Origin of the sequence: Paraburkholderia tropica (genome assembly GCF_014171495.1) — a bacterium.
Lineage (GTDB): Bacteria > Pseudomonadota > Gammaproteobacteria > Burkholderiales > Burkholderiaceae > Paraburkholderia > Paraburkholderia tropica.
Window position 1 is genome coordinate 1392484 of record NZ_CP049135.1, and the last position, 14609, is coordinate 1407092.

A 14609-nucleotide genomic window follows, 5' to 3' on the forward strand; every position below is an offset into this window, starting at 1 on the left:
GTCAGGCCGCGCGCGGCGAGCCCGCCGGATGCAGCGGCACACGGCGCGGCGCGGCCTGCGAGGCGTACTGCGCGTTGGTGGCGTCGATCTGCGAGATCAGGCCGTCGATGCGTTCGAGATGCTGGCGGTTGTTGTGATCCCACGGATGAAAACCGGGCTTGAAGAAGCGCAGCCATTCCATCGCGATGCTCGGGAACACGCCGTGGCGCGGACCGTAGAGAAACTTGAACAGCTTCCACCAGCCGCTGAATTTGCCGATGCGGCGCTTGTGGCGGCGCATCAGCGCGAGGTGATAGTCGAACACGATGAGCCAGAACAGCACGGTGGTCGCGAGCATCGTGCCGGTGCGCATCAGATAGCGCTTCGGGCCCGGCTTGATGACCGTATTCCACACGTCGTACGAGACCGACTTGTGCTCGGTTTCCTCGAGCGCGTGCCAGAGCCACATCTGCTTGTAGCCTTCGACCGAGCCTTCGATGCGCGAACCGGTCTCGGCGAGCAGCAGATCCGCGAGCATGGCCGTGTAGTGTTCGAGCGCGACCGTCTGCGCGAGTTGCAGCGAAGGCGGCAACACCTTGCGCCCGAAGTTGAGGATCGCCCACAGCCGCTTGTCGAGCTTGTGCGCGGGCAGTCCCGCCGCTTGCAGCAGGTCGTTGTACTCGACGTGCTCGCGCGTGTGCATGGCTTCCTGGCCGATGAAACCCATCACCTGCTTCTTGAGGTCGGGGTCGTCGATCTGGTCGCGATAGTGGCGCACGGAGTCCATGAAAAAGCGCTCGCCCGCGGGAAAAAGCAGCGACAGCGCGTTGAAGAAGTGGGTGACCGGCACGCCTTCGACGTGCCAGTCGCAAGCCCGTTCGGGCGGTAGCGCGAAGCGGATATCGCGTCGGACCGGCATGATCATGCTGTTTCTCCCTGATTATTGCCTGCGTTGTTGTTTCTTGCTCCGCCGTTGAGCGCGGCTTCGCGCGCGGCGCGTCGGGCGCGGCGGTTCGCCTTGGCGGCTTCGCGGCGCGCGCTCATCACGACGAGCGCCTGGTACGCGGACGGCAGCACGCGCGCGAGCCAGTCGGCGGCGCGCGCGTCGCGCCCGATCAGCACGCGGCGCGCGTTGCGGCGCACGCCGGTGAGGATCGTGCGCGCGGCGTCGTCCGCGGTGGTGATGAAGAACTTCTCGAATTCGTCCTTGCCCTGCTGCTCGCTCGCGACCATGAAGCCGACCATGTTCGACGCGACGCGGCTCGCCTGGGCGATGTTGGTGCGGATGCCGCCCGGATGCACGCAGGTGGCCGAGACGCCGCACTTCATCATGTCGAGTTCCTGGCGCAGCGATTCGGTGAAGCCGCGCACCGCGAACTTGGTGGCGTTGTAGCCGCTCATGCCCGGTTGCGCGAACAGGCCGAACACGCTCGACGTATTGACGATATGGCCGTCGCCCGACGCTTTCAGATACGGCAGAAACGCCTTCGTGCCGTGCACGACGCCCCAGAAGTTGATGTTCACGATCCATTCGAGATCGTCGTAAGACATGCCGTCGATGGTGCTGGAGAGCGCCACGCCCGCGTTGTTGAACACGAGGTTCACGCGGCCGTGCGCGGCGGCGGTTTCGTCGGCCCACGCGAACATCGCGTCGCGCTTGCCCACGTCGAGCACGCGCGTCGTCACACGCACGCTCGGCGCGAGCGCGCGCACGATGCGCTCGGTTTCGGCGAGGCCCACGGCGTTCTTGTCGGCGAGCGCGAGATGGCAGCCCGCGCCCGCGAGCTGCACCGCGAGCGAGCGGCCCATGCCCGAGCCTGCGCCCGTGATGGCGGCGACCTTGTTGTCGAAGTGTTTCATGTCAGTGCTCCCTCTCCCTGTTGGGCCGCTCAGGCGGCCTCGGTCGTGTGTGTCGTGTGCGCCGCGACGCTCAACAGTAGTTCGGCATCCTGATGATGTGTTTTGCGGAACACCTGATATTCGCCGATCGAAAAGCTCGCGGTGGCTTGGCGAAAGCGCCAGGTGAAGCCCGGCCAGAGCGTGGTGTTCTTGCCGTTGCGCGGATCGAGATACCAGCTCTTGCAGCCGCCCACCGACCAGATCGCGCGATCGAGCTTCTGCTGGATGCGCTCGTTGAAGCGCGCTTCGACGCTCGGACGAACCTCGATCGAATCGGCGCGGTCCTTCTTCATGGCGTCGAGCGCGCCGAGCACGTATTCGATCTGCGACTCGATCATAAACACCATCGAGTTGTGGCCGAGCCCCGTGTTCGGGCCGACCAGCATGAAGAAGTTCGGATAGCCGGGCAGCGCGGTGCCCAGATACGCATGCGCGCCGTTGCGCCACGTATCGACGATATCCACGCCGTCGCGGCCGATGATCGCGCCGCGCGGAAACGGATCGGCGACCTGAAAACCGGTGCCGTAGATGATGCAGTCGACTTCGCGATGCCGGCCGTCGGCGGTGATGACGCCGGTGGCGTCGATGCGCGCGATGTCGTTCGTCACCACGTCGACGTTCTCGCGCGTGAGCGCCGGATAGTAGTCGTTCGAGATCAGCACGCGCTTGCAGCCGATCGTGTAGTCGGGCGTGACGGCCGCACGCAACGCCGGGTCCTTCACGTGATGGCGGATGTGGCGCAGCGCGATCTTCTGCACGTTCTTCATCAGCGAGGGATGAATCGCGAAGCCGAGCACGCGCGATTCGAGCAGCCAGTACAGGCCCGTGCGCATGATCTTCTGCGTGAACGGCAGCGTGCGGAACATCCACTGCTCGAACGGCGAGAGCGCGCGGTCGGGTTTGGGCATGATCCACGGCGGCGTGCGCTGGAACAGGTCGAGCTTCGCCACTTTCGGCGCGATCTGCGGCACGAACTGGATCGCGCTCGCGCCCGTGCCGATCACGGCCACGCGCTTGCCTTCGAGCGCATAGCCGTGGTCCCAGTGCTGCGAGTGGAAGGCCTTGCCCGCGAAGCTTTCCACGCCGGGAATCGCGGGCAGCGCGGCGCGCGAGAGACCGCCCATCGCCGAAATCAGCACGCGCGCGCTGATGCGGCGGCCGTTCGCGAAGGCAAGGCGCCAGCAATGCGCGGCGTCGTCCCATTGCGCGCTCTGGAGCTCGTGGTCGAAGTTGAGCCACGGCGAGAGACGGAACTTGTCGACGCAGCGGTTCAGATACGCGCGAATCTCGGGCTGGGGCGCGAACATGCGCGTCCAGCGCGGGTTCGGCGCGAACGAAAACGAGTAGACGTGCGATTGCACGTCGCACGCGCAGCCGGGGTAATGGTTGTCGCGCCAGGTGCCGCCCACGGAGCCGGCCTTCTCGAATACGGCGAAATCGGTGTGGCCGCGCTGCAGCAGACGGATCGCCATGCCCAGCCCCGCGAAACCGGTGCCGATGATGGCGACGCCAAGCGGCTCGCCCAAAGACCGGGTGGATGCGTTCATCCGGAGCGTCTCCCTATGGTTCATTTTTAACTGTTACATTGGATGATGTAAACATAGTGCGCGCGGCGAGATCGCGCAAGGGGCTAGAGGGAGCATTCGGGACACAACGCGCGGCGGCTGCGAATACGCGAAAACGCCTGCCTGGCATGGGTTTCAGGCGGATTTGGCGCGACTCGGACGGACGTGGGAGCGGGAAAAAACGGAGAGGAAAAAACGGGGCCGAAAACGCGGGAGCGTGTTTGGGGCGTTTTCAGGCGTCGCGCGCAAGGCACGCGCAAGGCACGCGAAAGCCGCGCAAAAGCCGAAACGCGCGCCGTGGCGGCGCGCGTCAGAAGCCGGATCGGCGTGAGATCAGCGCTTCTTCAGCGCGGACTTGAGCGAAGGTTTCTTTGCCGTGCGCGAGGCGCTTTTGCGCGCGGCCGGCGGCGCATCGGCGCCGCTATCCGCATCGGGATCGGCGCTCGCGCGCTGGCCGAGTTTGGCGTCGAGGATGGTGGCCACGCGGCCGCCCAGATACTCGCTCGACTGCGCTTCGAGCGCGCGCAGGATCTCGTTCTCAACGAACACCGAGGAGAGCGGACGCAGCCGCCAGATCGCCTCGACGAGTCCCGGCATGTCGGTCGCGGGCGGCAGAGCGCCGGCGTCGTAGCGGTCGAGATGGCGCACGACCATTTCCACCAGCACGCGCGCGATGGCGTCGAAATGCGGACGCGCCTTCTCCAGCACGTCGAGCAGGTCGCGCGCGGGAATGCCTTCGCGCACGGTGGCCGCGGCCGCGTCGAGCATGGCCGGATTGCGCGCGACGAACGACAGGCCCTTGCGTTCCAGCAGGCCGAATTCGGCGAGCCGCGTGAGGCTGCTGGGCGCCTGCGGGCCGAACAGCTTGATCAGTTCGGGCAGCGAATAGGTTTTGGGCCGCGCATGCGACCACGGACCGCCGATCGCGTTTTCGAGGCCGAGGATCGAGCGCAGATCGCCGCCGTCGTCGATGGCCTTGATGAGGTCCTGGATATTCGAGAGCGTGTAGCCGCGCGCGAGCAGGTGATTGATGAGCTTGAGCCGCGCCACGTGCGAGTCGTTGTAAATGCCCACGCGGCCGCGCTTGTCGGGCGGCATGAGCAGATCGCGGTCCTGATAGGCGCGCACGTTGCGCACCGTGGTGCCGGTCACGCGCGCGAGTTCGTCGACGGTGTACTCGCTGTCGTCGGGGCGCTCGGGCGCGGAATCGGGAACGGGAGTCGTGGGCGTTTTCGGCATGCGCCGATTTTAGCGCGAGCCGCCGTGCTCGCGCGAGCCGATGTCCGCCGAAATCGTCCCGCTATCCGCCTTATATTGCTGCAAGTGTGCGCATGCACGCGCAACGCGGCGTGCATGCGTAAGCGCCGGTCAGAACTTGTAAGAGACCGCGAGGAACGAAATGATCGGGTCGGCCTTGAGTTCGGCGCGGCTCACGCCGAGTTCGGTGCCGTCGGCGGCCTTGATGATCACGGATGACGTGGTCTTCAGCGGAATATACGTCAACGACGCCACCAGCCCGAGATGCTGCGTGATCTGATATTCCGCGCCGATATTGAACACCGGCTGCCACGACGACGACGCCTTCGCGCTGATCTGCGTCTGCCCCGTCTTGCCCGCGCCCGCCGCGAGCACCGAGCCCAGATTGTCCTGGGTCGCCTTCACGAAGTTCGGGTTGAGCTGGATGTCCGAGAACCAGTTGTACGACACGCCGATCCCCACGAACGGCCGGAACTTGGCATCGGCGTCGCGGAAGTAGTACTGGAAGATCACCGCCGGGCTCCACTGCCGCACGCTCTGGACGATCGGATTGGTGGCCGGATCGTCGAGATTCTGGCTGCCGAGCGCGCCCGCCGGTCCCGGCGGCTTGATCGTGCCGTGGCCGTAGAGCTTGAACTTGGGCGGCACGCCCGCCACCGTCGAGATCGCGATGTGATCGGTCAGGAAGTGGCTGAAAACGAGGCCGAGCGTGTTCGCGTTGTTCGTCGACAGACTCGTGCCCGGCGAGGTGAACGAGTCCGGCAGACGCAGCGGCGTGTTGATCGGCGTCGGCGCGACCGTGGTGGTGAGCGGCGTGCTCGATTGCTGGGGCGCGACGTGAAACCAGCCGAGTACGGCCACGTTGTCGCCCGCATGCTGGGCATGCGCAGCCGTGGACAAGCCGGCGGCCACCGCCGCCAGCGCAAGACGTCTCATCATTGTTGTTCCTCCCTGTTTCTCTCAGGTTCGGGCAAACCTGCCTGCGCGCGGCGGCCGTCTCATGAACGGCCGGTCCTGCGCGTGCCTTGCGGCCCGTGTGCGCGTTGCCGGCGGCGCGGCGCACACGGAGAGCGGTTGCCTCATGGGCACGGCATCGTCATGTGTCGATCGATGCGCGTGGCGGGCGTGCGGATTACTGCACGAACGCGCCCGCGGTGAAGTACGGCGACGAAGCATTCGTCAGGTCGAGGAAGCCGAACACGCCGCCCGTGAAAATCATCTTGCCGGTCGGCGTGGTGCCGGTCGACGCATTCACGTGCGTGGTGGTCACGAGACCCGGCACGCTCTCGGTGAAGTTCAGATCGAGCGCGGTGGCCAGCGCCGCCTGCGACGCGTTGAACGGATCGAGCAGCGTGCCCTGCGTGCCCGACAGCGCCAGCGTGCGGTAATCGAACTGGCTGTCCACGCCGATGTACTCGCCGTCCTGCGAACCCTGCGCGACGGCCGTCTGCGGCGCGAGCACCGAGATGCCCGACTCGTCGTCGGCGACCGGACCGGTGGCGCCGCTCTGCGGATCGACGCCGACCTGCGGATACGCCACGCCCGTGCGCACGAGCACCGGCACGAGCTGATTGCGCAGCTTGCCGACGATCATGAAGCCCTTCGCCGCGTTCTTGCCGGTGACGAGCGTGGGCTTGACCTGCCCCTGGAAGTTGTCGGTTTCGAACGCGCCGCTGCCGTCGCTCGACTGCACGAAATTCGTGCCGGGCTGCTGGCAGGTGCCGGCGTTCACGCCGCTGTTGTCGCACTCCTGCCACGTGCCGTCGGCGTTGATGGTGATCTTCGCGTCGACGGCGGCCGGCAGGAAGTTCTGCGACGGCACCTGGTGATAGCCGAGCTGGTTATACGTGCCCGCGACGTTGGCGATATTGGTTTCGAGCGTCGAAAAACCGATGAACGGGTAGTACGGGAACTTCGTGTCCGGCACCACGCCGATGCCGCCCGAGCCCGCGAACTGGATTTCCGCGCCGGGAATCGTGCCGCCCGCGACGCCGAAGCCGATGAACACGCGCGCCGGACGGCTCGCATCGAGGCTCGCGCCGTTGAGCTGGAACGCGCACTGATTGAGCTTCGCCGTGGGCAGCGCGGTTTCCTGGGTAATCGTGCCCGAGACCACCTGGCCCTTGCGCGTGGGCGTGACCGTGCCGGTGGTGGCCGGAATCGGCGATTCGACATAGGTGATCTGCCAGGTCTTCTTCGTGGTGTCGAGCTGGAGCTTGACCAGTTCGCCGTCGCCGCCGCCGCCCGTGTAGACCGTGTTGTAGTCGAGCGAGGTCGGGCACAGGGCGGTTTCGACCAGCGGCGGGCTGCCGCTGCCCCCGCCGCCGCAGGCGCTCAGCGTGAGCAGCAGCGGCGCGCCGAGCGCCGAGAGCTTCGCGAGGTGCTTTACGGAATGCTTCAATGTCATACCGCGTCTCCGGAATATTCTTGTTGGCGGGGCGCAGGCTCCCTGTCCTTGCGCCCCTTTTCGAGCTTGCTTGCTGCTATTTCGGCATCCTGAGCGATGGCTCGAGGAGGCGCGCCGGCGGTTTTACTGCGGCTGGATCAGTGCGCCCACACCGAAGTACGGCGAGTTGGACGTCTGACTGTTCGCGGATGTCGAGGTCACGCCGCCGTTCTCCTCGCCGTTCAGGAAGATCCCGTACAGGCCGCCCACGGCGATCACGTTGCCCGCATTGCCGTTGTTGTCGGTCGCGCCGATCAGGCCCGGATGCGTTTGCGTGTAATCGAGCGTGAAAGTGCTCTGCGTCGTCATCGTCGAGGGCTTGAGGAAGCCGGCGGTTTGGCCGTTGATCAGCGTGGCCGTGTAGGCGAAGTTCGAATCGGCGCCGATGTAGCTGCCGTCGAACGAACCGGACGTGAGCGACGTGGCGGGCGCCATCATCGCGATGCCGGATTCGTCGTCGATGGCGATCGTCAGCAGGTTCTCGTTCACGTAGCCCGTGCGCACGACGACCGGCACGATCTTGCCGTTGAGCTTGCCGAGAATCAGGTGGCTCGCGCCGCCGGTCGCCAGCCCCGAGAACTGCGGCGTGATGATGTGCGGCGCGTTGCTGCTCGTGAAATAGCTGCCGTTGGGATCGGTGGCCCATTGCGACGAGGACGTATCGCATTGCGTGTTGGTCGCGCCGCTCGTCACGCTGCAATTGCCGCTCGCGTCGTAGGTCTCCTGCGCCGTGGTCGCGGCCGCCGCGAAGCTCTGCGTCGGCACGATGTGATACAGCAGCGCGTTCCAGTTGCCCTGCAGATCCGCGATGTTCGTGCTGACCGACGAGAAGGCGAGAAACGGATAGAAGTCGAAGGTGCGCGACTGGACATTCGGGAACAGCAGCGCGGCCAGGCTGTCGCCTTGGAGGTTGACCGTCGCGCCGGGAATGCCGCCGCCCGCCACGCCGTAGCCCACGTAGATCGTGGGCGGATTGTCCGCGTTATAGGCCGTGGTGTAGCTGTTGCCGTTGAGCGTGCCGGTGCCCGCCTGGAGCTGGAACGCGCAGGCGATCTGCGCGGCCGTGGGCAGCGCGCCGCTCGGCGGATGCTGGACCGCGCCGGTGACCGTGAGGCCCGCGCGCGTGGCCGACACCGAACTCGATTGCGCCGGTATCGGCGAAGCAAGATAGGTCAGCGTGTAGGTCATCTTCGTCGGATCGATGTTCAGGCTCACGACCTCGCCGCTGCCCGCGCCGCCGAGATAGGTGTTCTTCGCGATGTCGGCATCGGCGGGGCAGAGCGCCGTGGCGGCCGGCTGGCTCGTGGGCGCGCCCTGGTTCGTGCAGGTCGAGCCCGAACATTGCGCCGGCGTGATCGGCGCGGGGTCGCTGGCGTTGCCTCCACCACAAGCGACGAGTAACGGCGTTGCGGCTGCGGCCAGCGCGACGCAGCGGACAATGCTCTCCAACATGTGTCTGCCTCCCTGTCTCGTAATAATTTGTGCGGTGAAGATTGGATCATTACATTGACCGCTGTCAATTGAACGAATCACTCTAAAAGCCGCCATCAGGGCGCTTCCGCTTGCTCCGTCGCGGCCGGGGCGGATGCAACGCGGGTTTGTCCTGATGTGTGATTGAGACGCGCCGGCGTCGCTGAGCAAAGCGTATTCCCGGAGAAAACGCGGCCCGGAGGCGCGATCTGGCCGGGGGCACGGTGCACGAAACGGTGTGGGAAAGCGGATCGCTTACGGTTGGATGTTCGCGCAATGATTCGATATGCCAGGCATATGCCTGGCAATCGGCGACGCGTTCTGAAGCGGAGCCACGCTTATCCGCGAATCCGAAGGTGAGGGGATACGGGAAACGTTTGCGCTCGACCGGATGCCAACGGTGAGGACATTCGGGAGCCAGACCTGGGGAGTGCCAGGAAACGTGAAGGCGAGTGTGTCGCCGCACTCACCGATCCACCCAACTGCACGATCGAACCGCCCGCGAACCGTAAAGGTGAGTGTTTGCGGGAGCCATTATTCACGGGATCGACACCCAATCGCGTTTTGTGGCTTGATGTCGTCAAGTTGCTTCGCGGATTTTTTAACATCAAGTGTCTGGAAGAAAATCCAAAGGTGAGCGTTTTCAGGAGCACAGGCGCGCGGCGCGCACACGCTTCGTTGCCGGCCTTTCAGGGAGCGCGAGGCCCGACGCGGTATAGTCGACGACGATGCGCGCCGGCCAGGCGGCAACTCGAATCCACCGGCCGGCGCGGCGCTACGGGAGCCGTCTCATGGTTTTTTTCGATCGACTGTGGCCGCGCAAGCCCGCGCGGCCCGACCCGCAAACCGAACAGACACGCGCGCTGGCGGACCGGCTGACCGAGCTGAGCCCGCCGCTGAAGCTCGCGCGCGACTGGCGCGCGCGGCTCACGCCCGCGCTCGCCCAATCGCTGAGCTATGTGAGCGATGTGGTGCGGACCTTGCCGCCCGCGCACGAGGCGAGCGCCGCGAACTGGCTCGCCGATCCCTATATCCACGCGTTTTTCGCCGCGCCCGACGAGATCGCGCATGTGCTCAGCCGCTCGGCCGAACTGCATGCGTGGTTCGAGAGCCATCCGCTCGCGAACGAAACCTACGCGGTGCTCGGCATGGCGATGAGCGAGCGGCGCTCGTTCGGCGTCGCGCAACATGGCGATCAGGTGCATGCGGACGTCGCGCAGACGACCTTGAGCTTCGACGACCATCAGGTGCGCGTGTGCGGCGAGACCGAAGCCGATCTGCGCGCGCTGATCGTGCAGCGCGTGGTCGAGCAGATCGCGCTTGAAGGGCTGGCGCAGATCAGCGCCGACGAAACGCGCCGCGACGCGCTCGAGCAGGAGCGCGCGCTACTGCGCACGCGACTGCAATTGCTCACGCGTCACGGCGCGGGCACGCACCGGATGGTCGGCGAGCGGGCGGTGGCGGACGCAGCGGAGCTTGCGCGGCTGGAGGCGCTGATCGCCGCGAACGAGCAGGCGCTGGCGGCGCTGGGACTCAAAACCGACGCGCTGGAGCACGAACTGAGCGTGATCTGCGAGGTGCTCGCGCATCCGGCGCAGCACGCGAACGTCGAGATGCGGCAACTGCGGTTGAGCCCGATGAACGTGCTGATCGAACCGGGCATGGCCGAGACGGGCGGCGTCAGCGGTGCGCCGATCGTCGTGCCGCTCGCGCATATTCCGGCGAGCCCGGCGGGGGTGCGTGCGTTCTCGCTGGTGCGTTTCGCGCGCAAGGATCTGCAGCCGCTGCCGCGCGTGCTCGACGAGGACAGCCGCTTCGTGATTTGAACGCCGTACGCGAAAGGTGAGGCTTTTCGGGAGTGCGGGGAATCGTTACGCACTCCAACGTGGATGACGTCAGGTGATGCTGAGCGTGAAGGTGATGCTCACCTTGTCTCGCGCGCGTCGGCAAGACATGACGCGTTGAGCGCGTAAAACAAGGCAGAAAATTTCCTGGGAGTCCCAGGTCACGCGATTCGAAGCGAAGCGTTCTGTTGATCCGACGCGCGCACGCATGCCGATCGATCAAGGTGAGGATTTACGGGGGGCACGCGCCGCGTCGAGATTCAGGTGTGCCTGGTGAGGTCGGTGAACCGCTTGTTCATCACCGTACATGCGAGCGGATTCGCCGGTCGCTTCCGCGTGCAGAAGGCGCGGAAACCCGCGTTTTCCAGCGTATTTCGCGAGTTTTTCCTGGTAGTCCCAGGTTAAGCGATGCGAATTTTCCCGATTGCGATCGATGCGCTTAGCGATCCGGATCACGATGTCGATCGCGTGCGAATCCGAACGAACGCCGTTGAGGTGAGCCTTTTCAGGACCCACATTCCTGGTCGTATTTCAGCAGCGACCAAAAAGAAAAAGCCATGAAAACAGGGCTTTTTTTACGAATCGGCCTGACAGTTCAGGTCCGGCGCGGACACTAAAGGTGAGCCTTTTCAGGACCCGTCCGCCGCCCACACCGACACGCCCGCCTCGTCGATATCGAAACGCAGCGTCTGCGCCTGGGGCGCATGTGGCGCATCGTCGGCGGCGATGTCGAACGTTTCGCCGCCCAGTTCGACTGTCACATAGCGATCCCCGTGACGCAGCGACGTCCCCGCGAGCCGTCCTTCGTAACGGCCATCGGACGCGGCGCGCAGCGCACGCGACGACACGCGCCACATCGCGCGCGCGCCCACCTCAAGCGGCGCGCCTGCGCCGTCCGCGAAACGCAGCCGCAGCCCGGACGCCGTTTCGATCTCGCCCACCGCGCGCACGATCCCCTCGCCGATGTTGTGCAGTCCGAGCAGTTCAGCCACGCGCACGCTCGCGGGCTGCGCGAACACCGCGTCCACGGCGCCTGCCTGGAGCGCGCGGCCGTGTTCGATCACGAGGACTTCGTCGGCGAGCAGCGCGGCTTCGTCGGGATCGTGCGTGACGATCACCGTGACCGCGCCGATCTCGCGTTGCAGCGCGCGCAGCGACTGTTGCAGGCGGCGGCGGCGCGGCGTGTCGAGCGCCGCGAACGGCTCGTCGAACAGCAGCAACTGACTGTGCCGCGTGAGCGCGCGCGCGAGCGCGACGCGCTGACGCTGGCCAAAGGAAAGCTGACGCGGCAGTCGCTGCGTGAGCGCGTCGAGGCCCAGATGCGCGAGCCAGTAACGCGCGCTGGCGGCGTCGGCGTCGACGGGAAACGCGAGTTGCTGCGCCACCGTCATGTGCGGAAAGAGGCCGTAGTCTTGCGGCATGTAGCCGATCTGACGACGCTCCGGCGGCAGCGCGCCGAGGTCGGTCGCACCAAGCGTGACCGACCCGGCGTCGTTCGGCTCCAGCCCCGCGACGATGCGCAGCGCGAGCGACTTGCCCGAGCCCGACGGTCCGATGATCGCGAGCCGCCGCGTGCGCGGCTGCCAGGCGACGTCGAGCGTGAACGCGCCCAGCTTGCGTCGCGCGGTGAACGCGAGCCGCAGGCCGGCGTGTTCGGGCGCGGCGGCGGGCGTGATGGCGGTGAGTTCGTCGCCGTTGTCGGTGCTCACCGGCAGCGTGGCGCGCGCGCCGCGCGTGTAGACCGACAGCATCGCGCAGACGATCGCGATGCCGAGCGTGGGCAGCAGCAGCGGCATCATCGCGGGCAGGCCCTGACCGCCGAACACCACATAGGTATAGACGGGCAGCGAATACGGGTGATACGCGACCATCACGGTCGCGCCGAATTCGCCGAACGCGCGCAGCCACGCGAGCGCGAGCCCCGCGCGGATGGCGGGCCACGCAATCGGCAGCGTGACGCGGAAGAAACGGCTGGCGGCGTGATGGCCGAGCGTGGCCGCGACGTCGTCGAAAACGGGATCGACGGCCGCGAACGCGGAGCGCGCGGCGACGATCAGAAAGGGCGCGGCCACGAAGGTTTCCGCGAGCACGATGCCCGTGAACGAATCGGTGAGCGTACCGTTGAACAACTGGCCGATGCCGCTATACGGGCCGATCAGGAACAGCAGCAGCACGCCGCTCGTGAGCGGCGGCAACGCGAGCGGCAACTGCACGACGAAGCCGAGCAGCGCCACGCCGCGCGCATGCGAACGCGCGAGCCAGTAACCGAGCGGCACGCCGCCCACGAGAATCACGAGCGACGCGACGCTCGCACTCGCGGCCGAGACGGCGACCGCCGACCAGGTCTGATGCCAGTCGACGCCGGCCCAGTCGGCCTGGCCGATCTGCGGAATGCTGGCGAGAAACGGCGCGCACAGATACACCGCGAGCAGCGCGCCGAGCCACCAGAGCGGCCTCGCGGCGCGCTGCACGGGTTGGGTCATGACGGCGCGATCACTGCTGCGCGGCGTCGATCACGGCTTGCACCGACGGCGGAATTGCCTGGCCGTTGCCGTTCACGCCGGGCTTCGTCACGTCGACGCCGTGTTCGGCGAGCAGCTTGCGGCCTTCCGCCGACAGCAGGAAGTTGACGAAGCGCGCGGCCCCCGCGTTGTTCGGGGCGTCGTTGAGGATCGTGAGCGTGTAGTTCGCCTTGATCTTCAGTTCGGGCGCCGGGTGGATCGACGGAATCTTCAGGTCGGACGTTTCGGTGGAGTAGAAGAAGCCCGCGTCGAGCTGACCCGATTGCAGACGGCCCACGAGCGTTTCTTCCGGCAGCACCTGCGCGGGATTTTCGGGCGCGCCCAGCGTCTTCTCGACGAGGTCCGGCTGGTTATACGCCTGCGCGGCCTTCGTCATGAGTTCGACGGTGAAGGCGCCCTTCGGGTCGAGCTTCGGATCGGTGCGTCCCAGACGAATGCCGTCCTGTTGCAGCACGTCGCTCCACTTCTTCGTCTTGAAGTCGTTGGCGAAACGGCTCTTGGGGTTATAGCCGATCAGCAGCGGCGATTCCGCGAAATTCACGTACCACGAAACGTGATTGCCATTCGCTTCGCCCATCAGGCTCGCGTTGACCTTGGGGCTCGCGCTGATGAACACGTCGCCGCGACGCAGCTTGCCTTTGATCTCATTGGCGATCTTGTTCGAACCGGCGGCGTAGCCCTTGAAATGCAGGCCGGTTTCCTTTTCGAACGCGGGACCGACGCTTTTCTCCATCAGGTTCACGAGCGAGCCTGCATAGAGCACGTTCACGTCGTTGTCATCGGCGGCGAATGCGCTCGAACTTGCGGCGAGCACGCCCGACATCATCACGACCGATGCGATCAGCTTGCGGATCATCTGTTCTACCCCGTTCCGTTATAAAGGCCACTATATTACGACAGGCGTGCTGCGTTTATATACCTGGCCGAACGGCCAATTTTTAGTATTGGCCCTGTGCGGGAGGCATCGGGACGACTACACTGGGCTCCTTTATTTCCCCCTTTGCATCGCCTGCGCGGTTGGCCCCGGCCGTCACCGCGCCGCGTATCTTCATGGAGACCAACATGCGTACGAGCGCCCGTAATCACTTCACCGGTCAGATCGCCGCCGTCAAGCCCGGCGCCGTCAACGACGAGATCACGCTGCGCGCCGACGGCGGCCTGGAGATCGTCGCGATCATCACGCACGGCAGCGCGGCGTCGCTGGGTCTCGCGGCGGGCAAGGGCGCGTTCGCGCTCGTGAAGGCCTCGTCGGTGATCGTCATGGTCGACGGCGATGCGAGCAAGGTGTCCACGCGCAACGTGATCGCGGGCAGCGTGGCGTCGGTCACGAAGGGCGCGGTGAACGCCGAAGTCGTGATCGCGGCGCCGGGCGGTGCGCAGATCGCGGCCATCGTCACGAACGAGAGCGTTGACCGCCTCGGTCTCGCGGCGGGCAAGGCGGCGTCGGCGCTGTTCAAGGCGTCGAGCGTGATCGTCGGCGTGGACGACTGAACGCAGCGGTTTCACCGCAGCATGACGCAGCGCGAAACGGGCAATCCGGCGCACCGCCAATCCGCGGATCAGCCCGTGAATCAACCCGCGGTTCAAGCCGCGAGCGCAGCCCCGGATGTCGAGCGCCTGGCCGCCG

At 66.0% G+C, this 14609-nt stretch carries 12 protein-coding genes; 2 read left to right on the forward strand and 10 right to left on the reverse strand.

Going from position 1 to position 14609, the window contains the following annotated elements; all coding sequences use genetic code 11:
* Window position 1: 1 nt before the first annotated feature.
* The 7 genes from G5S35_RS21065 to G5S35_RS21095 all read right to left on the reverse strand — a co-directional run bounded on the left by G5S35_RS21065 (window position 2) and on the right by G5S35_RS21095 (window position 8598).
* Window positions 2-904: a metal-dependent hydrolase gene (locus tag G5S35_RS21065; protein ID WP_065061694.1), complete on the reverse strand. Its 903-nt coding sequence runs from the start codon at window positions 902-904 to the stop codon at window positions 2-4.
* Window positions 901-1839 carry an SDR family NAD(P)-dependent oxidoreductase gene (locus G5S35_RS21070; RefSeq protein ID WP_074981124.1) on the reverse strand — a complete coding sequence of 313 codons (939 nt, stop codon included), beginning with the start codon at window positions 1837-1839 and terminating at the stop codon, window positions 901-903. Before G5S35_RS21070 ends, G5S35_RS21065 begins: the two co-directional genes overlap by 4 nt.
* 29 nt (window positions 1840-1868) lie before the next feature.
* Window positions 1869-3425: a flavin-containing monooxygenase gene (locus G5S35_RS21075; protein WP_237181390.1), complete on the reverse strand. Its 1557-nt coding sequence runs from the start codon at window positions 3423-3425 to the stop codon at window positions 1869-1871.
* Window positions 3426-3776: 351 nt separating this feature from the next.
* Window positions 3777-4682, reverse strand: a complete 906-nt coding sequence (locus G5S35_RS21080; RefSeq protein ID WP_183038949.1) for a MerR family transcriptional regulator — start codon at window positions 4680-4682, stop codon at window positions 3777-3779.
* Between the two features lie 129 nt (window positions 4683-4811).
* On the reverse strand, window positions 4812-5636 hold the full coding sequence (locus G5S35_RS21085) for an OmpW/AlkL family protein (RefSeq protein WP_065064462.1): 825 nt from the start codon (window positions 5634-5636) through the stop codon (window positions 4812-4814).
* Between the two features lie 196 nt (window positions 5637-5832).
* Window positions 5833-7107: a DUF2957 domain-containing protein gene (locus G5S35_RS21090; RefSeq protein WP_065064437.1), complete on the reverse strand. Its 1275-nt coding sequence runs from the start codon at window positions 7105-7107 to the stop codon at window positions 5833-5835.
* Between the two features lie 123 nt (window positions 7108-7230).
* The gene (locus G5S35_RS21095; RefSeq protein WP_074981118.1) at window positions 7231-8598 is read right to left on the reverse strand and encodes a DUF2957 domain-containing protein; all 1368 of its coding nucleotides are present in this window, start codon (window positions 8596-8598) and stop codon (window positions 7231-7233) included.
* A gap of 809 nt (window positions 8599-9407) precedes the next feature.
* Between G5S35_RS21095 and G5S35_RS21100 the strand changes: the two genes are divergently transcribed.
* Window positions 9408-10442 carry a hypothetical protein gene (locus tag G5S35_RS21100; RefSeq protein WP_183038950.1) on the forward strand — a complete coding sequence of 345 codons (1035 nt, stop codon included), beginning with the start codon at window positions 9408-9410 and terminating at the stop codon, window positions 10440-10442.
* 237 nt (window positions 10443-10679) lie between these two features.
* On the opposite strand, the gene G5S35_RS21105 is transcribed toward G5S35_RS21100, so the two are convergent.
* The 3 genes from G5S35_RS21105 to G5S35_RS21115 form a co-directional block, all read right to left on the reverse strand.
* A complete protein-coding gene (locus G5S35_RS21105) occupies window positions 10680-10976 on the reverse strand; it encodes a hypothetical protein (RefSeq protein ID WP_183038951.1) in 297 nt (98 codons plus the stop codon).
* A 113-nt stretch (window positions 10977-11089) separates the two neighbouring features.
* Window positions 11090-12943, reverse strand: coding sequence for an ABC transporter ATP-binding protein/permease (locus tag G5S35_RS21110; RefSeq protein WP_183038952.1), 1854 nt, complete (start codon window positions 12941-12943; stop codon window positions 11090-11092).
* A 10-nt stretch (window positions 12944-12953) separates the two neighbouring features.
* The gene (locus G5S35_RS21115) at window positions 12954-13838 is read right to left on the reverse strand and encodes an extracellular solute-binding protein (protein WP_065064429.1); all 885 of its coding nucleotides are present in this window, start codon (window positions 13836-13838) and stop codon (window positions 12954-12956) included.
* 206 nt (window positions 13839-14044) lie between these two features.
* Between G5S35_RS21115 and G5S35_RS21120 the strand changes: the two genes are divergently transcribed.
* Window positions 14045-14473 carry a TOBE domain-containing protein gene (locus tag G5S35_RS21120; protein WP_065064460.1) on the forward strand — a complete coding sequence of 143 codons (429 nt, stop codon included), beginning with the start codon at window positions 14045-14047 and terminating at the stop codon, window positions 14471-14473.
* Window positions 14474-14609 lie beyond the last annotated feature (136 nt).

What these genes read in the sequence shown, in the direction of transcription:
- G5S35_RS21065 (WP_065061694.1), bottom strand. Translation starts at nt 904, where the DNA reads ATGATCATGCCGGTCCGACGCGATATCCGCTTCGCGCTACCGCCCGAA.
- G5S35_RS21070 (WP_074981124.1), bottom strand. Translation starts at nt 1,839, where the DNA reads ATGAAACACTTCGACAACAAGGTCGCCGCCATCACGGGCGCAGGCTCG.
- G5S35_RS21075 (WP_237181390.1), bottom strand. Translation starts at nt 3,425, where the DNA reads ATGAACGCATCCACCCGGTCTTTGGGCGAGCCGCTTGGCGTCGCCATC.
- G5S35_RS21080 (WP_183038949.1), bottom strand. Translation starts at nt 4,682, where the DNA reads ATGCCGAAAACGCCCACGACTCCCGTTCCCGATTCCGCGCCCGAGCGC.
- G5S35_RS21085 (WP_065064462.1), bottom strand. Translation starts at nt 5,636, where the DNA reads ATGAGACGTCTTGCGCTGGCGGCGGTGGCCGCCGGCTTGTCCACGGCT.
- G5S35_RS21090 (WP_065064437.1), bottom strand. Translation starts at nt 7,107, where the DNA reads ATGACATTGAAGCATTCCGTAAAGCACCTCGCGAAGCTCTCGGCGCTC.
- G5S35_RS21095 (WP_074981118.1), bottom strand. Translation starts at nt 8,598, where the DNA reads ATGTTGGAGAGCATTGTCCGCTGCGTCGCGCTGGCCGCAGCCGCAACG.
- G5S35_RS21100 (WP_183038950.1), top strand. Translation starts at nt 9,408, where the DNA reads ATGGTTTTTTTCGATCGACTGTGGCCGCGCAAGCCCGCGCGGCCCGAC.
- G5S35_RS21110 (WP_183038952.1), bottom strand. Translation starts at nt 12,943, where the DNA reads ATGACCCAACCCGTGCAGCGCGCCGCGAGGCCGCTCTGGTGGCTCGGC.
- G5S35_RS21115 (WP_065064429.1), bottom strand. Translation starts at nt 13,838, where the DNA reads ATGATCCGCAAGCTGATCGCATCGGTCGTGATGATGTCGGGCGTGCTC.
- G5S35_RS21120 (WP_065064460.1), top strand. Translation starts at nt 14,045, where the DNA reads ATGCGTACGAGCGCCCGTAATCACTTCACCGGTCAGATCGCCGCCGTC.